At 62.0% G+C, this 21,138-nt stretch carries 10 protein-coding genes and 1 pseudogene; 10 read left to right on the top strand and 1 reads right to left on the bottom strand.

From position 1 onward, the window contains the following. Positions 1 to 62 precede the first annotated feature (62 nt). The 8 genes from MHI61_RS02925 (at position 63) to MHI61_RS02885 (ending at position 19,278) form a co-directional block, all read left to right on the top strand. On the top strand, positions 63 to 5,969 hold the full coding sequence (locus MHI61_RS02925) for a DUF4082 domain-containing protein (RefSeq protein WP_345774844.1): 5,907 nt from the start codon (positions 63 to 65) through the stop codon (positions 5,967 to 5,969). A 102-nt stretch (positions 5,970 to 6,071) separates the two neighbouring features. Further along, positions 6,072 to 7,256, top strand: a complete 1,185-nt coding sequence (locus MHI61_RS02915; protein WP_239789326.1) for a GTP-binding protein — start codon at positions 6,072 to 6,074, stop codon at positions 7,254 to 7,256. 231 nt (positions 7,257 to 7,487) lie between these two features. Continuing rightward, a complete protein-coding gene (locus tag MHI61_RS02910) occupies positions 7,488 to 12,776 on the top strand; it encodes a DUF4082 domain-containing protein (RefSeq protein WP_345774846.1) in 5,289 nt (1,762 codons plus the stop codon). A 49-nt stretch (positions 12,777 to 12,825) separates the two neighbouring features. Continuing rightward, positions 12,826 to 14,058, top strand: a complete 1,233-nt coding sequence (locus MHI61_RS02905) for a GTP-binding protein (RefSeq protein ID WP_239789325.1) — start codon at positions 12,826 to 12,828, stop codon at positions 14,056 to 14,058. A gap of 67 nt (positions 14,059 to 14,125) precedes the next feature. After that, positions 14,126 to 14,434 (top strand): hypothetical protein, encoded by a 309-nt coding sequence (locus tag MHI61_RS02900; protein WP_239789324.1) that lies wholly within the window; start codon positions 14,126 to 14,128, stop codon positions 14,432 to 14,434. A 45-nt stretch (positions 14,435 to 14,479) separates the two neighbouring features. Next, positions 14,480 to 16,624, top strand: coding sequence for a peptidase domain-containing ABC transporter (locus MHI61_RS02895; RefSeq protein WP_239789323.1), 2,145 nt, complete (start codon positions 14,480 to 14,482; stop codon positions 16,622 to 16,624). Next, positions 16,621 to 18,060, top strand: a complete 1,440-nt coding sequence (locus tag MHI61_RS02890; RefSeq protein ID WP_239789322.1) for an HlyD family type I secretion periplasmic adaptor subunit — start codon at positions 16,621 to 16,623, stop codon at positions 18,058 to 18,060. The genes MHI61_RS02895 and MHI61_RS02890 overlap by 4 nt, the downstream gene beginning before the upstream one ends. A 426-nt stretch (positions 18,061 to 18,486) precedes the next feature. Next, positions 18,487 to 19,278 carry a DUF6030 family protein gene (locus tag MHI61_RS02885; RefSeq protein ID WP_239789407.1) on the top strand — a complete coding sequence of 264 codons (792 nt, stop codon included), beginning with the start codon at positions 18,487 to 18,489 and terminating at the stop codon, positions 19,276 to 19,278. Between the two features lie 65 nt (positions 19,279 to 19,343). Here the strand turns inward: MHI61_RS02885 and MHI61_RS02880 are convergent, their stop codons facing one another. Beyond that, positions 19,344 to 20,048, bottom strand: a complete 705-nt coding sequence (locus MHI61_RS02880) for an FkbM family methyltransferase (RefSeq protein ID WP_239789321.1) — start codon at positions 20,046 to 20,048, stop codon at positions 19,344 to 19,346. A gap of 377 nt (positions 20,049 to 20,425) precedes the next feature. Here MHI61_RS02880 and MHI61_RS02875 point away from each other — a divergent pair, with 377 nt between their 5' ends. Continuing rightward, positions 20,426 to 20,692 carry a type II toxin-antitoxin system prevent-host-death family antitoxin gene (locus MHI61_RS02875; protein ID WP_064685161.1) on the top strand — a complete coding sequence of 89 codons (267 nt, stop codon included), beginning with the start codon at positions 20,426 to 20,428 and terminating at the stop codon, positions 20,690 to 20,692. Beyond that, positions 20,692 to 21,086, top strand: a pseudogene (locus MHI61_RS02870) (hypothetical protein). The gene MHI61_RS02875 and the pseudogene MHI61_RS02870 overlap by 1 nt, the downstream one beginning before the upstream one ends. Positions 21,087 to 21,138: the final 52 nt, after the last annotated feature.

The raw sequence follows: 21,138 nt of genomic DNA, 5'->3' as shown, positions 1-21,138 counted from the left end.
ACGTGAACGCGAACGGGGTTGCATTCGGATATCAATCGCCGCCTTATCGCGCCTACGCTGGAATGAACCTCATCGGCGACGATCCTCTGGCTCCGTATCTGCCGCAAAGCCCCGCACCGACAGGCTCAGGGCACGAGTCTGCTTCGGTGGCGGGCGAGCGTGCGCACTCGGGCAACGTCGTCATTCTCGAATCGAGCCCGTCAGCGCAGGCGAGCGCCCAGCATGCTGGAGCGAATTCACTGGCGTTCGGCATGCCCTTTGGCGTGTGCGGGTGCGGCTACTTTACGTCCCCCACGCGAATTCTCGATTGGGCGCATGGCGGCGCCATGCTCCAACAGGACGGCCAACTGCCAGGGACCAAGCTGACCGCAGGGCCGGACTTTGTGTCGACGGCCAAGCAGGCCATTGCCGCCTCGATCAGCGACCCGCTTCTCGATCGAAACCTGTCGCCCCTCTCGGGCTGGCGCGGAACGGCAAGTTGGGCGGAAACAACGGCCGCCTTTAACGGATCCTTGCCGGGCGGCGGTGAGACCGGAAAGGGCACCAACACCAAGGGTGTCGGCGTCCTTTCCGGCTCGGTGACGACGCCACCGACGACGCAGCGGTCGCTGACGACCCAAAATCAGGCAGCCGCGGCCGCTGCGGCCAGCAACGCGATCGTCCTGGAAAATCAGAAGCAGGGTAATCCGGAAAGCGAGTGGGGCATCGTCGGTGCCGGTAGCTCCAACATCGAAGGGTTTGCGACCGATATCAGCGTCGACAACGGCAAGACGATCAGCTTCAAAATCAACACGAATTCCACCAACTACCGGATCGATATCTACCGGCTCGGCTATTATGGCGGCATGGGGGCCCGCAAGGTCGCGACCATGCAGCACACCGGTTTGCAGACCCAGCCCAATCCGTTGCGCAATGCCACGACGGGGACGGTGGACGCGGGAAACTGGGCTGTCTCGGCGTCGTGGACCGTACCTGAGGATGCGGTCTCGGGCGTCTATATCGCCAAGCTCGTGCGTCAGGATGGCACCTCCGGCTCAAATCATATCCCGTTCATCGTGCGTGACGACAGCAGCCAAAGCGACATCGTCTTCCAGACCGCCGACCAAACCTGGCAGGCCTACAACGGTTGGGGCGGCGCAAACTTCTATGGCGGCAACGGTCCGGCGACGGGGCAGGGTGCTGGTCGCGCTTATGCGGTCAGCTACAACAGACCGATTGCGACCCGCGGCGGGGTCGGCACTTTTGCCGGTCCGCAGGACTATCTGTTCGGCGCCGAATATGCGGGCATCTACTGGCTCGAGCAGAACGGCTACGATGTTTCGTACATGTCGGGTGTCGATGTCGACCGCTACGGTAGCCTGTTGCTCAATCACAAGACCTATATCGATGCCGGGCACGACGAATATTGGTCCGGACAGCAGCGAACCAATGTCGAGGCCGCACGCGACGCGGGCGTCAACCTGCAGTTCTGGAGCGGCAACGAGGTCTATTGGCGCACCCGCTGGGGCAATGCCTATAGCGCCGACGGCACGCCCTATCGCACGCTGATCTCTTACAAGGAGACGTGGTCGCCCAGCGCCAGCATCGACCCCTCCAACGAATGGACTGGCACCTTCCGCGATCCGCGTCTCAGCCCACCTGCCATCGGCGGCGGAAACCCGGAAAACTCACTGACCGGCCAGTTGTTCAAGGTCGACGATGTCGGCAACAATCTCCAGGCGATCACTATTCCCTATGACGACGCCAATCTGCGTTTCTGGCGCAATACGAGCGTCGCCAACCTTCAGCCCGGCCAGACGGCGACGCTCACCAAGAACTATCTTGGTTACGAGTGGGACGAAGCGGTCGATAACGGCTTCGATCCAGCCGGCCTCGTAAAACTGTCATCGACGACGGTTCCGGTCAGCACCTATTTGCTCGATTACGGAAACACGACCGGCAATGGCGTCTCGACCCATAATCTGACGCTCTATCGCGCTCCGAGCGGCGCGCTGGTGTTCGGCGCCGGCACCGTCTACTGGGCCTGGGGCCTGAGCGACAATCACGACCTCCAGGCGACGCCGACGGACCCGCGCGTGCAGCAGGCAATGGTCAATCTGCTCGCCGATATGGGCATTCAGCCGGGAACACTGCAATCCGGGCTCGTCGCCTCAACCGGTTCCACGGATAATGTTGCGCCGACCTCCGTCATTACGGTGCCCGCCACGGCGGCTGTTGGAACCACCGTCACGATTTCGGGTACCGCGACCGATACGGGCGGCGGGGTCATCGCCGCGGTCGAGGTTTCGACGGACAACGGCGCGAGCTGGCATCCGGCGACAGGCGATGAGAACTGGACTTATACCTGGTCGCCGCAAACTGCGGGCACCTACACCATCCGCTCGCGCGCAGTCGACGATAACGTCAATCTGGAAACACCCTCGGCGGGGCGAACGGTCACCGTCAGCGGGCCGAATTACACGTCGCTCTTCGGTTCGGGTACACCGGCGGTCGTCAACACCAACGATAGCTCAGCCGTTGAACTCGGCGTCAAATTCCAGACCTCCGTGGCAGGCACGGTCACCGGCATTCGCTTCTACAAGGGCGACCAGGATACCGGCACGCATACCGGTTCATTATGGTCGAGCACCGGCACGCGGCTTGCGACCCTCACCTTCACGAACGAGACCACCAGCGGCTGGCAGACTGCCTATTTCACCAGTCCGGTGTCACTGACGGCCGGACAAATCTACACTGCATCTTACCACACGAATACCGGTCACTATTCGACGACCACCAACTACTTCACCTCAAATGTGACCAGCGGTCCGCTGACGGCGCCGGCCAGCGGCAACGGCGTCTATCGCTATGGCAACAACAGCCTGTTCCCCTCGAGCACCTTCCAGTCGACAAACTATTGGGTCGATGTGATGTTCACGACGCCGAGCTCGAACAGGACGCCGACGGCGGTTGCCGATGCGGGTAACGCGACGGAGAAGGGCGGGGTGGCCAACGGTTCGGGCGGTGTGGTTGCGAGCGGCAACGTGCTGACCAATGATACCGATCCGGATTCCGGTGACACCAAGACCGTCACGGCGGTGGTCTTCGGTGCGACGTCGGGCACGCTCGGCTCGGCGCTGAACGGCAGCTATGGCAGTCTCGTGCTCAATGCATCGGGCGCCTACAGCTATGCGATCAACGAGAGCAATGCCGCCGTCCAGGCACTGCGGCAATCGACCAACACGCTGAACGATGTCTTCAGCTATACGATGCGCGACAGTGCCGGCGCCACGGCGACGGCAAACCTGACCGTCACCATCCATGGCGCCAACGATGCGCCGGTGCTGGCGGTGCAGACGGCGGCCCAGAACGCCACGGTCGGCTCCGCCTTCTCCTTCACCCTGCCGACGACGACCTTCACCGATGTCGACAGCGGCGAGACGCTGGCCTATTCGGCAACGGCCGCCGATGGCACGGCGCTGCCTTCCTGGCTGAGCTTCAACGCCTCGACGCGGACCTTCTCCGGCACGCCGACAACCTCAGGCACTTACGGCGTCAGGGTAACGGCAACCGATCTTGGCGGCCTTGCCGCCAACGAGACCTTCAACATCGCCGTGTCGGTGCCCGGCAACACGACGCCGACGGCGGTTGCCGATGCGGGTAACGCGACGGAGAAGGGCGGGGTGGCCAATGGTTCGGGCGGTGTGGTTGCGAGCGGCAACGTGCTGACCAATGATACCGATCCGGATTCCGGTGACACCAAGACCGTCACGGCGGTGGTCTTCGGTGCGACGTCGGGCACGCTCGGCTCGGCGCTGAACGGCAGCTATGGCAGTCTCGTGCTCAATGCATCGGGCGCCTACAGCTATGCGATCAACGAGAGCAATGCCGCCGTCCAGGCACTGCGGCAATCGACCAACACGCTGAACGATGTCTTCAGCTATACGATGCGCGACAGTGCCGGCGCCACGGCGACGGCAAACCTGACCGTCACCATCCATGGCGCCAACGATGCGCCGGTGCTGGCGGTGCAGACGGCGGCCCAGAACGCCACGGTCGGCTCCGCCTTCTCCTTCACCCTGCCGACGACGACCTTCACCGATGTCGACAGCGGCGAGACGCTGGCCTATTCGGCAACGGCCGCCGATGGCACGGCGCTGCCTTCCTGGCTGAGCTTCAACGCCTCGACGCGGACCTTCTCCGGCACGCCGACAACCTCAGGCACTTACGGCGTCAGGGTAACGGCAACCGATCTTGGCGGCCTTGCCGCCAACGAGACCTTCAACATCGCCGTGTCGACGACGTCGTCGACCAGCTACAGCCTGTTCTCCGCCTCCAGCACGCCGGCCCAGACCAACCTCAACGACGGTCAGCAGCTCGAACTCGGCGTCAAGTTCACGTCGAACGTTGCCGGGGATGTCACCGGCATCAAGTTCTATCGCAGCGCCAATGATAACGGCCAGAATGTCGTCGACCTGTGGACCTCCACCGGCACCAAACTTGCAACCGCCACCTTCACCAATACCACCGCGAGCGGCTGGCAGACGGTGAATTTTGCAACACCGGTCACCATCGCCGCCAACACCACCTATGTCGCCTCCTACCACACGACAGGAGCCTATGTGGCGACCAACAATTTCTTTACGACTGCCGTCACCAGCGGTCCGCTGACGGCGACAGCCAGTGGCAACGGCGTCTACCGCTATGGGGGTTCCGCCAGCGCAGGTATTTTCCCGAATGCCACCTTCAATTCAGCGAATTATTGGGCCGATGTGGTCTTCCGTCCGGGATCGGGCACGCCCGGCAACACGACGCCGACGGCGGTTGCCGATGCGGGTAACGCGACGGAGAAGGGCGGGGTGGCCAATGGTTCGGGCGGTGTGGTTGCGAGCGGCAACGTGCTGACCAATGATACCGATCCGGATTCCGGTGACACCAAGACCGTCACGGCGGTGGTCTTCGGTGCGACGTCGGGCACGCTCGGCTCGGCGCTGAACGGCAGCTATGGCAGTCTCGTGCTCAATGCATCGGGCGCCTACAGCTATGCGATCAACGAGAGCAATGCCGCCGTCCAGGCACTGCGGCAATCGACCAACACGCTGAACGATGTCTTCAGCTATACGATGCGCGACAGTGCCGGCGCCACGGCGACGGCAAACCTGACCGTCACCATCCATGGCGCCAACGATGCGCCGGTGCTGGCGGTGCAGACGGCGGCCCAGAACGCCACGGTCGGCTCCGCCTTCTCCTTCACCCTGCCGACGACGACCTTCACCGATGTCGACAGCGGCGAGACGCTGGCCTATTCGGCAACGGCCGCCGATGGCACGGCGCTGCCTTCCTGGCTGAGCTTCAACGCCTCGACGCGGACCTTCTCCGGCACGCCGACAACCTCAGGCACTTACGGCGTCAGGGTAACGGCAACCGATCTTGGCGGCCTTGCCGCCAACGAGACCTTCAACATCGCCGTGTCGACGACGTCGTCGACCAGCTACAGCCTGTTCTCCGCCTCCAGCACGCCGGCCCAGACCAACCTCAACGACGGTCAGCAGCTCGAACTCGGCGTCAAGTTCACGTCGAACGTTGCCGGGGATGTCACCGGCATCAAGTTCTATCGCAGCGCCAATGATAACGGCCAGAATGTCGTCGACCTGTGGACCTCCACCGGCACCAAACTTGCAACCGCCACCTTCACCAATACCACCGCGAGCGGCTGGCAGACGGTGAATTTTGCAACACCGGTCACCATCGCCGCCAACACCACCTATGTCGCCTCCTACCACACGACAGGAGCCTATGTGGCGACCAACAATTTCTTTACGACCGCCGTCACCAATGGTCCGCTGACGGCCCCATCAAGCGCCGTCGCCGGCGGCAACGGTGTCTATGCCTATGGCGGATCCGCCACCGCAGGTCTTTTCCCGACCAACACCTACAATTCAGCGAATTACTATGCCGACGTGGTCTTCCGGCCGCAGCTCGTCGCGTGAAGCATGTGAGGGGATTACGAACGGGTTTCGAATGAGGCTGATACGTCGCAAGTACTCGCCGCGGCTCCGGTCGCCCGGAACGCCCGCATTCAAGGAAGGCCGATGAACAGGATCGAACGGCTTCCGGTAACCGTGCTGGCCGGCTTTCTCGGCGCCGGCAAGACGACGCTCCTCAGCCACATTCTGAATAACCGTCAGGGCCTGCGGGTCGCCGTCATCGTCAATGACATGAGCGAAGTGAACATAGACGCCAGTCTCATTCGCAACGGCGACTGCAACCTGTCGCATACAACGGAGACATTGGTCGAACTCAGCAATGGCTGCATATGCTGTACCCTGCGCAACGACCTCCTGACGGAAGTACGACGGCTGGCGGAGGAGCGGCGATACGACTATCTGTTGATCGAGGGCACCGGCATTGCCGAGCCACGTCCCGTTGCGGCAACCTTTTCCTTCCGCGACGAGAACGGTGTTTCGCTCGCCGATTTCGCCAGGCTCGATACGATGGTCACCGTCGTCGATGCAGCAAATCTGTTAGCCGACTACAGCAGTGCCGATCTGCTTGCCGACCGTGGCCTGCAGCGTGACGGTGAGGACCGGCGCACCCTCATCGACCTGCTGGTGGATCAGATCGAGTTTGCCGATGTCGTCGTGATCAACAAGATCTCGGATGCGACCGAAGAGGTCCGCGCGGAGGTGAGCCAGATCGTCACCTCTCTCAACCCGGATGCGCTTCAGGTGGAGACGGATTTCGGCAAGATTTCTCTTTCAACCGTCCTTGATACAGGCCTCTTCGATGAAGCAAAGGCCGCGGCGCATCCCCTGTGGCACAAGGAATTGTACAGCCCGGATGAGCATGTTCCGGAGACCGAGGAATACGGGGTCTCGAGCTTTGTCTATCGCACCCGGCGTCCCTTCGATCCGATGCGGTTTCGGGCGTTCCTCGACGAACCCTGGCCGGGAGTGCTGCGCGCCAAGGGCCATTTCTGGCTTGCCACGCGCCCGCGTCATGTGGGCCTGATGTCGGCTGCCGGGATCCAGCGGCGCTGCGAGCCCATGGGGCTCTGGTGGGCAGCCGTGCCCCGGCAGGACTGGCCCAACCATCAGCAGTTTCATCGACAACTGCAGAGCCGATGGGACAGCGCCTGGGGCGACCGCCGGCAGGAACTGGTTTTTATCGGCGTGGGCATGGACGAGACAGCTGTACGGACCGCGCTGGACGGATGTCTCGCCAGCGCCGATCCGCGCGACTGGGCTGCCCTCGAAGATCCGTTTCCCGCCTGGTAACACGGGCGGCGAACGACAACGCTCGAGTTAGCCGGCGCGGCCAACCAGTGCGGCCACCTGGCGGCAGCTGTAGGCGGCTTTTGGGGCCTTATCGGCCGGGTGTGGTAAGGGTCATCATATCGACGTATGGGGGTACCACCCATATACCCCAGATTGCTGTCGTCCGTTCCCCTACGAAAGCTGGCAGGATGAAGTCTTCCAATGTCGATCGACGGAATGGGGACGCCGCTGATGCGGAGAATTCATGTCAGTAATCGTGAGTACCTGAGTATATTTGGTGGAGCGTTGATTATCTGTCGTTCATCCTCTGCCTGGAGCGCAGGCCTTGGATCCACGACGGTCGTGTCTTCGACGAATAGCGATGGTTCCCCGGGCTTTGCCAATCAGGGCAGCGCAACAGTCCAATCCTCCTTCACCGGCACGGTCACGTCGTCCCTGATATCATCGGTTGACATTCAAGCGCCATCGGCATCACCGACGGCGATGCCAGCGCCTGCGGCCGATCGCGGCACTCAGGACACGTCCACGAAGACGGCGTCGGCTGCGACGGTCTTCGAGACGCCTTCCTCGACATCCGAGCGCACCGTGCTTGGCCCGGATCCCCTCGAGGAGGCTGCGACACAGCCTGCCGCTCCCGAGCTTACCGGTGTTACCAGCAATGCCGATACCGGCGGTGGCGAAACGGCGGCGCCTGTTCCTTCTTCCAGCAGTGTCGCCACGGCTTCGTTGCGCCTGCAGACATCGATTGCATCCATGTCGGTCGAGGAGAGCAGCCAGGAATCTTCTGCGGAGACGACAGCGGCCCCGACGGCACTGGTGGCCCCAGCGACGACTGTGCCTGTGGCGACGCCCAACAAGATCGCGCTGGAAAACCTGAAGCAGGGCAACCCGATCAGCGAGTGGGGGCTGGAAGGCGACGGCGGCGGCACCATCCAGGGCTTCGCCACCGAAATCAGCACGAACATAGGCCAGACGGTCGATTTCAAGATCGCCACCGATTCCACCCATTACCGCATCGATATCTACCGCATGGGCTATTATGGCGGGGCTGGCGCGCGCAAGGTCGACTCTATCGAGCAGCAGCTGACCACGGCGCAGATCCAGCCGCATCCAATTGTCGACATGTCGCTCGGTCTCATCGATTGTGGCAACTGGTCGGTCTCTGCGAGCTGGCAGATTCCATCGGACGCGGTCTCCGGCGTCTATTTCGCCAAGCTGGTGCGCGAGGACGGCACCGAGGATGCCAGCATCATCCCCTTCGTCGTGCGCGACGACGCCTCGACCAGCGATATCGTCTTCCAGACGTCGGACACGACCTGGCAGGCCTACAATGCCTGGGGCGGCGCCAGCCTCTATTACGGTGAAGTGCCCGTCGATCCGGCAGACATGATCGGCTACCTGCCGCCGAACTGCAGCTGCGGCGTGACCGCGATCGGCCGCGCTTCGGCGGTCAGCTACAACAGGCCGATCATCACCAATACGAGTCCTATCGGCGGCTCGCATGATTACATCTTCGGCGTCGAATCCTCCGCCATCTCGTGGCTGGAGCAGAACGGCTACGACGTGTCCTATATCTCAGGCGTCGATACGGCGCGTAGCGGCGGCCTGCTGCTCAACCATGATGCCTATCTCTCCGTCGGACACGACGAATACTGGTCTGCCGAACAGCGCGCCAATGTCGAGGCCGCCCGCGATGCCGGCGTCAACCTCGCCTTCTGGAGCGGCAACGAATGCTATTGGAAGGTGCGCTGGGAAAGCAGCATCGACGGCAGCGGTCAGGCCTATCGCACCATGGTCTGCTACAAGGAGACCTGGGGCACGAGCACGGATCCGAGCAATGTCGGCACCGGCACCTGGCGCGATCCGCGTTATGCCGATCCGGGGCAGGAGCCGGAGAATTCGCTGACGGGCACGATGTTCCAGGTGGACAGCTACCGCCAGGATACGATCTCCATCCCATACGACTATTCGAACCTGCGCTTCTGGCGCAACACCGAGGTTTCGGAGCTGCAGGAGGGCGATAGCTATAATCTCGTGCAGAACCTGCTCGGCTATGAATGGGATTCCGATGTCGAGAACGGATTCCGTCCGGATGGACTGATCAATCTGTCGCTCTCCTCGGTCTCGGTGAGCACCTATCTGCGCGACTACGGCACGACGGTCGGCGATGCGGTGGCAACCCACAGCCTGACCATGTACCGGGCGGCAAGCGGCGCGTTGGTCTTCGGCGCCGGCACCGTCTTCTGGTCCTGGGGCCTGAGCGACAACCACCAGGGCCCGACGACATCGACCGATCGCAACGTGCAGCAGGCGATGGTCAACATGTTCGCCGACATGGGCATCCAGCCGACGACGCTGGATGCGAGCCTGATCCTGGCGACACAATCGACCGATACGCTGAAGCCCACCTCGTCGATCAGCTCGCCGATCGTCGGCGCAAGCTTCCTCGAAGGGCAGCGTGTGACGATCACGGGCACGGCGCAGGATTTCGGCGGCGGCATCATCGCCGGCGTCGAGATCTCCACCGATGGCGGCCAGCACTGGTTCAAGGCGACCGGCCGCGAGACCTGGAGCTATAACTGGGTCGTGCAGGCGAGCGGCACCTATACGATCATGTCGCGCGCCGTCGACGACAGCGTCAACATGGAGGCGCCAGCGGCCGGCAAGCAGGTCACCGTCACCCTGCCGGACACCCAGGGCCTGTGGACCCTGGCGGACAAGCCCGCCGTCGAAATGGCGATCGATCGCGATTCCGTCGAACTCGGCCTGCGCTTCCAGGCGACGACGGCAGGCTATGTCGACGGGATCCGCTTCTACAAGGGCTTCTACAATACCGGCGACCATGCCGTCAGCCTCTGGAGCGCCAACGGAACGCTGCTGGCAACGGGTGTCTCGGTCGGTGAATCGCTCTCCGGCTGGCAGACGGTGATGTTCTCCAGCCCGATCCAAATTGCGGCCGGCACGACCTATGTGGCCTCCTATCACACCAACGGCTTCTACTCCGCCACCGATAATTATTTCGGCGGCACCTATGCCAGCGGCGCGCTGAAGGTCGTCGATGGCGGCGGCGTCTTTGCCTATGGCGACAATGCCGGCACCTTCCCCGGACAGAACCTCGGCACCGGCACCAACTACTGGGTCGACGTGGTCTTCGACGCCGGCCCCAACAGCGTGCCGGTTGCGACCGACGATACCGGGGTGACGCTCACCCGCAACGACAGCGTCGTCATCTCGATCGCCTCGCTCATCGGAAACGATACGGATCCCAACGGCGATGCGATGACGATTTCGGCCGTCGGCAATGCCGTCAACGGCACGGTGACGCTCAACAAGCAGAACGGCACCATCACCTTCACGCCAACCAACAATTATTCGGGTCCGGCAAGCTTCACCTATACGCTGTCGGACGGGCGCGGCGGCACGGATCAGGCCAATGTCAGCCTCACCGTGGACCCAGGCCCTTCAGGGGAGACGCTGTTCAAGTCGAGCGAGGGGCCGACGGGCGCAAGCTTCAACGAAGGCCAGTCGCTGGAACTCGGCATGCGGTTCTCCGCTTCGTCGAGCGGCATGGTAACCGGCATCCGCTTCTACAAGGCGTCCGGCGATACCGGCCCGCATACCGGCTCGCTGTGGACGGCCGACGGCACGCTGGTTGCGACCGTCACCTTCGCCGACAGCGGAGCGGTGAGCGGCTGGCAGACCGCGACATTCTCGAACCCGGCGCATATCCTGGCCGGCACGACCTATGTCGCCTCCTACCACACGACCGGCTCTTATGTGGCAACGGCAAATTATTTCACGACCACCCATAGCAACGGCTCGCTGACGGCGCTTGCCGGCAGTAACGGTGTCTTTGCCGACGGCTCCGGTTTCCCGACCTCCAGCTACCAGTCGTCGAACTACTGGGTGGATGTCGTCTACAACCAGACGAGCAACGTGCTGCCGGTCGCCGCCAATGACAATGGCTACACGACCTATTCCAGCACGGCGCTGTCGATTGCCGCCGCCAGCCTCCTTGCAAACGACACCGATGGCGATGGCGACACGCTCAGCATCACCGGTGTCAATGGTGCAGTCCACGGAACGGTGAGCTTCAACAGCCAGACCAAGACCGTCATTTTCACGCCGACGGCGGGTTATACCGGCGCGGCAAGCTTCTCCTATACGGTTTCGGACGGGTTTGGCGGCACGGCGTCGGCCACGGTCAGCCTCACCGTCGACACGCCGCCGGCCGGGGGCGCGACGTCGAGCTTGTTCACCGGCGCCGACACGTCGGCGATTACCGCCGCCAACGACGCCAACTCGGTCGAACTCGGCGTCAAGTTCATCGCTTCTGCCAACGGCCAGATCACCGGGCTCACCTATTACAGAAGCGCCCAGGATACCGGCACGCATGTCGGCTCGCTGTGGACGGCGAACGGCCAGCTTCTGGCCCAGGCGACCTTCATCAACGAGACGGCGAGCGGCTGGCAGACGGTTTCCTTCACCCAACCGATCAATGTTTCGGCCGGCACCACGTATGTGGCGAGCTACCATTCGAACGGCTTCTATTCGGCAACAGCGAATTACTTCACGACGGATTATTCGAACGGTGCGCTGACGGCGCCGTCGAGTGCGACGAGCGGCGGCAACGGCCTTTATGCCTATGGCACGAGCAGCCTGTTTCCGACCGCTTCCTACAATGCGAGCAACTACTGGATCGACGTGCTCTATCAGCAGGGGAGCGGGCAGAATGCGGTTCCGGTCGCCGCCAATGACAGCGGCTTCTCGACCAATACCGGCACGCCGATCACCATTCAGGCCTCGGTACTCCTGGCAAACGATAGCGATGGCAATGGAGATCCGCTTGTCGTTACCGGTGTCAGCGGCGCGGTCAACGGCACTGTCTCCTACGATGCCCAGGCCCAGACGGTGACATTTACGCCGACGGCAGGCTACTCAGGGCCGGCAAGCTTCAGCTACGCGATTTCGGACGGCAATGGCGGCACGGCCTCGGCGCAGGTTGCGCTCACCGTCAACGGCAGCCAGTCGGCTGGGCCGGAGCAGAACCTCTTTGCCGCCGATGCGACGCCTACGATCGTCAACGCCAACGACAACCAGCAGATCAATCTCGGTATGAAATTCCAGGCCGATACCGCAGGCTGGATCACCGGCATCCGCTTCTACAAGGGGGCCGATAATACCGGCCCGCATAACGGCTATCTGTGGACGGCCTCCGGCACGCTGCTCGGCAGCGTCACCTTCAGCAACGAGACGGCGAGCGGCTGGCAGACTGCGCAGCTCACCCAGCAGATCGCGATCCAGGCGGATACGACCTACGTCGTTTCCTACTCGAGCAACGGCAATTACTCGGCGACCGGCAATTATTTTGCCAGCGATGTGACGAATGGGGACCTGAAGGCGCCCGGCGGCAATAACGGCGTCTATGCCTATGGATCGGGGGGGCTGTTCCCGACCGCCAGCTACAACAGCACGAACTACTACGTGGACGTGGCATTCAAACCGCAGCTCGCGGCGTAACGCCCACGCGGATGTAAGACCAAGCATGCCGTAAAGAGTGAGAGTATCGATGATGCGTACAGATATCAGATTGCCGGTTACGGTTCTCGCCGGGTTTCTCGGCGCCGGAAAGACAACTGTCCTCAATCATGTCCTGAGCAATCGGGAGGGTCGTCGGGTTGCTGTCATCGTCAACGATATGAGCGAGGTCAACATCGATGCGGATCTCGTGCGCGAGGGCGGCGCGGATCTGTCGCGCACGGACGAGACGCTGGTAGAGCTCACCAACGGGTGCATCTGCTGCACCCTGCGCGACGATCTCCTGAGCGAGGTGCGGCGATTGGCAGCCGCCGGCCGTTTCGATTATCTGCTGATCGAGGGCACCGGCATTGCCGAGCCGCTGCCGGTCGCAGCCACGTTCTCCTTCCGCGACGAAAGCGGGGCAGCCCTTTGCGACGTCGCCCGACTGGACACGATGGTCTGCGTCGTCGATGCGGTCAATCTGCTTGTCGATTACCGGAGTGCCGAGTTCCTTGCCGATCGCGGCGAACGGCGTGACGGGGACGATGAACGCAAGCTCGTGGAACTGCTCGTCGAGCAGATCGAATTTTCCGATGTCGTCATCATCAACAAGGCAGGCGACGTGCCGTGCGCCGACCTTGCCGAGGTGCGCCGGGTCGTCGCGGCCCTCAATCCGGATGCTGAGGTGATCGAAGCAGTCTTCGGCCAGGTGCCGCTCGGCACGATCCTGAATACCGGTCTCTTCAGCGAGGCGAAGGCCGCCCGCCATCCGCTCTGGCACAAGGAACTCTTCGGTTGGGGCGACCATGTGCCGGAGACCGAGGAATACGGCATCAGAAGCTTCGTCTATCGCCGCCGCCGGCCGTTTGATCCCTCAAAGCTGCAGGGTTTCCTCGGCAGGAAATGGTCTGGCCTCATCCGTGCGAAGGGGCATTTCTGGCTGGCGACGAGGCCGGATGAGATCGGTCTTCTGTCGATTGCTGGCACGCAGTGCCGCATCGATACCAGGGGTTTCTGGTGGGCCTCGGTGCCGAAGGTGCAGTGGCCACGCTTTCCGCAGTTCCGCCAGCTCATCGACCGGTATTGGGACGAGGTCTGGGGCGACCGCCGCCAGGAACTCGTCTTCATCGGCGCCGGCTTCGACGAAGGAGCAATCAGGGCGGCACTCGACGACTGCCTGACCGGTGAGGAGACAGGCTTCGACCCGCAAACTGCTGTCGGGCTCCGGGATCCGTTTCCGGCCTGGCCGCACGGGCATGTGCATGCACATTCAAACAATTAGAGCGTCCTCATGGACGCAAGGCGCCCTAAGGTGAAGACGTTTTGATTATCAACCAGAGGAGAGAACAATGAGCAACGAACTCTACGCAGACGGCATCGGCGAAATCACCATTACCGGAACGATCGTGCGCATCGACCTGATGTCGCTTTCGGCTACCGATCGTGATGCCAACAACAACCCGAAACCGGTCTTCCGCCAGCGCATCATCATGCCTGTCGATGCCTTCGCCAATGCGGTCGATCTCATGCAGAAGGCGCTCGGCGGGTTGGTCGAAGCGGGTGCGGTTCGTCGCGTTGGCGATATGTCAGCTGCGGCGGCTGCCGATATTCAATCGGGGCCGGCCGGCGCTACCAACGCTTCGCCGAACTTCAACTGATATAACAGAAATCGCCTCGGTTTCGTATTGGGTTTCGGGTGGGCCATGAGTGGTTTTCTGCATACCAACCTGCATTGTCTGGCGCTCGTCGCGCGACATCACGGCGTCGATCTTGCTCCTGAGCGCCTGCAGCACGATTATGCCGTCGGCAACGATCCCGTTGCCGTGCGGCAGCTGCTGCGCATGGCCAAGGATGCCGGCCTCAGGGCCCGGCATCTGACGCTCGACTGGCGATCGCTGTTTCAGCTCGGCGAGGCTTTTCCGGTGCTTGCGGAACTGACGAACGGCAATTGGGTGGTGATCGCCGACGCTGTCGGGAGTGGTGAGGAGGAGAGAATTCGCGTTCTCGATCCGCTCGCCTCACGCGCCGAAGCGATGATGCTCAGCGAAGAGCAATTCGCCAAGGCCTGGCTCGGATCGGTGATCCTGCTGAAGCGCAATTATCGCATGTCCGATGAGGACCGGCCCTTCGGCTTCCGCTGGTTTATTCCCGAAATCATCAAGCAGCGCAGCTTCTTCCGCGATGTCGCGCTCGCGGCCTTCGTGCTTTACGGCCTGGGGCTGATGACGCCGATCTTCTTCCAGCTCGTCATCGACAAGGTGCTCGTGCATCAGAGCTACGCGACACTGACGGTTCTGACGGCAGGCATTGCGATTGCGCTCGTCTTCGACGCGACGTTCACCTTCCTGCGGCGCTATCTGCTGCTCTACGCCACCAACAGGATCGACATCCGCGTCGCGACCCGCACCTTCGGCCACCTGCTGAACCTGCCGATCGCGCTCTTCGAACAGGCTTCGGCCGGCGTCCTCGTCAAGCACATGCAGCAGACGGGGCGCATCCGCGAATTCCTGACGGGCCGACTCTTCTTGACGCTTCTCGACGGCGTATCCCTCTTCGTCTTCGTGCCGATCCTGCTTCTCTACAGCGTCAAGCTGACGCTCGTGGTGCTCGGCTTCGCAGCGCTTGTCGGCCTGGTAGTGATGCTGCTCGTCGGGCCGTTCCAGCGCCGCCTGCAGGCGCTCTACCAGGCGGAAGGCGACCGGCAGGCCCTGCTGGTGGAAACCGTGCACGGCATGCGCACCGTCAAATCGCTGGCCCTGGAACCGCGCCAGCGCAAGGTATGGGACGATTATTCGGCCCAGTCGATCTCGGTGCGTTTCCGGGTCGAGAAGATCTCGACCATCGCTCAGGCGATGACCGGACTGCTGGAGAAGCTGATGAGTGTCGCGATCATCGGCCTCGGCGCGCTCGATGTCTTCAATGGCGCGATGACCATCGGCGCGCTGGTTGCCTTCAACATGCTCGCCGGCCGGGTCTCCGGACCGCTCGTCCAGATCGTCACCATGGTGCATGAATATCAGGAAGTGGCGCTCTCCGTGCGCATGCTCGGCGAGATCATGAACCAGCGGCCGGAGCAGGCGGGCCGCGGGCGCGGTGTTCGGCCGCATCTGCGCGGCCACATCGCATTCGACAGGGTCACCTTCCGCTACGCTCCCGACACCGCGCCGGCGCTCGACAATGTCTCCTTCGCCATTCCGGCAGGCTGCGTCTTCGGCGTGGTCGGCAAGAGCGGCTCGGGCAAGACGACGATCACCCGGCTCATCCAGGGACTCTATCAAAGCCAGGAAGGGCTGGTGCGCATGGATGGTTACGACAGCCGCGAGATCGACCTCGTGCATCTGAGAACCAGCATCGGCGTCGTGCTGCAGGACAATTTCCTGTTCCGCGGCTCGGTGCGCGACAATATCGCCGCGGCCAAGCCCGATGCCAGCATCGAGGAGATCATGGAGGTCGCCCGCATCGCCGGCGCCGAAGAGTTCATCGAACGGCTGCCGCGCGGCTTCGATACGATGCTGGAGGAAAATGCCGCCAACCTCTCCGGCGGCCAGAAGCAGCGCCTGGCGATTGCCCGCGCACTGATCACCGATCCGAAGCTGCTGATCTTCGACGAGGCGACGAGCGCGCTCGACCCCGACAGCGAGGCGATCATCCGCGAGAATCTGAGCCGCATCGCCGCCGGCCGCACCGTCATCATCGTCTCGCACCGGCTGTCGACGCTCGTCGATGCCGATGCCATTCTCGTTATCGATCGCGGCAAGGTCGCCGATATCGGCCGACACGATCAGCTCGTGTCGCGCTGCATGACCTACCGTCACCTCTGGGCACAGCAGATGAGGCAGGTCGCATGAACGCGCATGTCAAAAAATCCAGCGAGAACCTGCCCGTACGCTCGAACAAAGCCCCCTCGGCCACGGGGCCGGACAAGGGCAGGGAGCTCACCGCCCGCCCACCGCTGCCGCCGGCAATTGCGGAATTCCAGTCCGACGCCGTCGAGCTGGAAGAACGCGCGCCGCCGCGCGTTGCCCGTATGACGCTCTACTGCGTCACGGCGCTGCTTGCCGCAGCGATCACCTGGGCCTCGGTCTCGTCAATCGACGAGGTGGTGATTGCGCCCGGCAAGCTCGTCACCACTCAGCCGACAATCGTCGTCCAGCCGCTCGAAACCTCGATCATCCGCACGATCGACGTGAAGGCCGGCGAGGTAGTGCGCGCCGGCCAGACGCTGGCGACGCTCGACGCCACCTTCAGCCAGGCCGATGTCGGGCAGCTGAAGACGAAGTTTTCCGCCCTCGACGCCCAGGTGAAGCGGCTTGAGACCGAGCTGACCGGTGAGGACTATTCGAAGATCGCCGGCAGTACGCCGGACGAGCAGTTGCAGGTGCAGCTGTTCGGCCAGCGTCGCGCCTTCTACACGGCGCAGCTGCAGAATTTCGAGCAGCAGATCGCCGGCCAGTCCTCCGTCCTTAAGGCAAACCGCAACCAGGAGGCCGTGCTGAACGACCGGCGCGACAATCTCTCGCAGATCGAGGCGACACGAAAGAAGCTCTATGACACGGAAAGCGGCTCGCTGCTCACCATGCTCGGCTCGCGCGACGCCCGCCTTGATGTCGAGGCCGATATCACTGCCGTGCGCGGCAAGGCCGACGAGGCGTCTCACACCTATGCCAAGCTGCTCGCCGACCGTCAGGCCTTTATCGAGGATTTCCGCCGCGCCGCGATGGAGCAGCTGGCGGACCTGCGCAGCCAGCGCGACATGGCGGGCGAAGAGCTGAAGAAACTGGAGCTACGCCGCAACATGGTGGCGCTGACGGCACCCGCCGATGCCGTCGTGCTCGACCTGGCGCAACGCTCGGTCGGTTCGGTGGTGCGGGAGGCCGAACCGGTCGTCACGCTGGTGCCGATCAACGTACCGCTCGAAGCCGAAGTGTCGATCAACACCCGCGACATCGGCCGCGTGGCCGTCGGCAAGGAGGCACGCATCAAACTCGACGCCTATCCCTTCCAGAAATATGGCACAGCCTCCGGCGAAGTGAGAACCATCAGCCAGGACACCTTTCTAACCGGCCAACAAGAGCAGACAGCCACCCCCGGCCAGCCGGCCGCCCCCTTCTTCAAGGCGCGGATCCTGCTTGCCGATACCCGGCTGAATGCCGCAGATGTGCCGGTGCGGCTGCTTCCAGGCATGACCGTGTCGACGGAAATCAAGGTCGGCAACCGCACAGTGATGTCCTACTTCCTGTATCCGTTGCTGCGCGGACTCGATAACGCAATTCGTGAACCATAGGCTGACGGATCGTTGGCTGAAAACACAATTCCGAGTGAGCTTTGAGGCAAGATATCGCGTCTCATCGTCTGCAGTTTGGCCGGCTGCATGTTCGTGAAGTCGGTCGCCGCTTGACGCTATACGCGCCTAACCTCACACTCGCTGTGTCGAAGGTGAGTCGAACAGACTGTACGGTTTTTCAGATGCGTTGCTCACCTCCCCAGGAGCCGCGAGCCGGGGCTGATCGATCCAAGCCCGGTTGGTCGCAAAGAGAACCGAGGTCGCTCGACTTCGAACTCGCACCGGCTCCTATTTTGTTTGTGAGGCCGCGCCGTGGGTAAGGTGTTATCAGACGTCGATCCTCCTGGCGGCGGCCCACGTTCACACTGGAATTTCCCATGGCGGAACGTCCCCCGCTGGCTGCTTTGGCCAGTGCTTTTGATCTGCATGTTGCTTGCAGCCGGGGTCGTCGTTTTTTTTGGTGGAAGCGACCGCCTCGAAGGTCCGGCTGGGCCTATTGAAGATCGAGCTCTCAATGAGGCTGCCCCATCATCGGAAATCGCTGCCCGCCGTGATGATGAGGCTGCTTCTCCTCTGCGGCCGATGTCGATATCACCGCAGCTGATCGAGATCCCGAAGCCGGAGCTGGCAGGTCAGTTTCTACGGATATGGCGCGTCTCGGGGTCGAATATTTGCGCTGCTCTTCGAGAGGCCGGTATCGAGATGAGCGAATGGAAAGCCGCATCGATGCGCAATCGCAATTATGAATGTTATTTTCAGCGCATCTATGAACGTGACGAGGCGCGTCCCCTCAGTTCCACCTTCCTGAAGGTTCGTGGAAATGAAATGGGCGATATTGTTGAGATCCGCGCCAGGATCATCGGGCCGACGACAGACGATGAGGGGCGTCTCGCCCCGGCTATTCTGCGCATGTTCGAGATCATTGTGAAGCAGGCGTGCTGGCGCGATTTCGAGGATAGTCTTACGTCGATCCAAAACCTTCGAAATGTCGAAGAAGAGCGATTCGGCGCCTATCTCAGTTTCATGCGCGAGGCCGACGGCGGAAGCAATTTTGATTTTGTTCTTGGTCTTAAGGCGACTTCAGTTTCGCAGGTGAGGACCAAGACGTATTTTTCGCCAGAGCGCTGGCTAACCGGAACCGATCGCCGCAATGTTTCGGGGAACGTGATCCTCACGGACCGCTCGGGCACGTCCATGTCAGCCAATTGTGCAAATTGACGGCGTAGAGGGGTGACCTGCGGGAGTTGCTAGACCGTGCAGAGGAGGGCGCCACGAACGACGCTTTACAGGTCCTTACGGATAGAAAAAACGTAATTGTAAGGCCTTCCGGAAGAGCTCTTCTGAACCTCCTCGGACGACAGGGAACGCAATTTTCGATCTTTCAGGCAATATACCGAATAGCCAAACGGTGTGAGATAGTCGATCACACTGGCGACAGCATTGGGTCGATGTCGGTCTTCCGCCTCGATGAGCAGGTTGGGACGGTCTCGGCTCAATATCGCCTCCGCACCTTTGAGTACTTTGAGCTCGTGGCCTTCAACGTCGATCTTGATGAAGCCGACAGCGTCGAACTGATAGCTATCCAGGCGCCGGGTCGGAACGGAGATTTCTTCGACATTTTGCGTTGAAAGCGTATTCTGCTCCTCAATTGTGGCGCAGCCATCCATAAGCTGATCACTGGGGATCCGCATCGTTGCGACGCCAGCGCTATCGGAAAGTGCGACCTGCTCGACCCGAACCGACGAACCAAGCGCAGCCTCCAGAAAAGCGACCATATTGGCCTGAGGTTCAAAGGCGACGACATCGCGCGCAAGCTTGGCCAAGAACCAGGAATAAACACCGTAGTTCGCACCTATATCGATCGCGGTCTGGTTGCGACGGCATAATTTGTCGAGGATCCGAAGCTCGGGCTCACCCCGGTGCCATTCCCGTGACGCACGCGTCCACAACCTGAACCGAGGTGGCGCAATATTGGCGATGTGAAGCATGTCGGCTCCCGGTAACTCGAACGCGCGCTATCCGCTCATCGAGCGGCGCGCCCCTGTTTTTCCATCTTCGGTGAATTGGCAGCCAGTCGCTAGATCATCGATAGTTGATGGCCTGCGCGGCCCTTTCTACAAGCCTAGTTCTTTAGGTGAAGCCGACGTAGCCGCGAATACTTTCGATCTCGCCAGGTGATGACGGCGCGGCGGGACTAGTCCATCCGGAGGTCGGAACCACCGCAGACCGGGCAGGCTTAGTTTTCCGACCATGTTGGCCCAGAGACTCCTCGCCGTTCAATCGTCGGAATAAAGGCAGCCTCACCTCTATACAGCATTATTGGAAATGCTGTATATAACAGGAAATACAGCAAAGGAGGACGCCTATGCCCAGGTCAAGCGGTTCCTATTCTACCAGTGATCTCTCCCGGAAATCCGGCGACATCATCGCCGAGGCGCTTCGTCATCCGGTCACCATCACCCAGCGCAACAAGCCGCGCCTCGTCCTCCTCAACATCGAAGACTACGAGCGGCTGATGAAGCAATCCGACCGCCGATCCGCCGGCACCATCGGGACCATGTCGGATGAACTCTTCGCTGAATTCGAGAACGCCGTCGAGACCTATGCCGGCGAGGATGAGGCAGGTCGGTAGTGAGTTACGACCTGATCCAGACCGCAAGCGTCATACGCTATCCTTACCTGTGGGCGCGGGAGGCTGAGCGTGGAGAGACGGAAGGACGCAAGGAGCGGCCGGTCGCCGTGGGCGTGAGAATGCCACGGCCGGACGGTGATCTGGTCCTGTTCTTTCCCATCACCACCAAACAGCCGGAGGCATCGCGGTTTACTGTAGAGGTGCCTGCGATCGAAAAGCGCCGCGCAGGCTTTGGATCATCTTCGATGAGTTCAACACCGACACGGTCGGCAATTCATTCTATCTCGATCCCGAGCCGCCGACAGGCCGCTTCAGCAAGGCTTTCTTCTTGCCGCTGCTGCGCGAATTCATCCGCCGCCGCAAGTCGGCCACGGAAGTCAACCGGTTCCGCTGACCGCCACGGCAAGAGTGCGGCGGCGTATTGATCGTCATGAAATGGATTTGAC

The organism is Rhizobium sp. K102 (assembly GCF_022385315.1).
Classification (GTDB): Bacteria; Pseudomonadota; Alphaproteobacteria; order Rhizobiales; family Rhizobiaceae; genus Rhizobium; species Rhizobium croatiense.
This window is presented reverse-complemented; position numbering and strand designations above follow the sequence as displayed.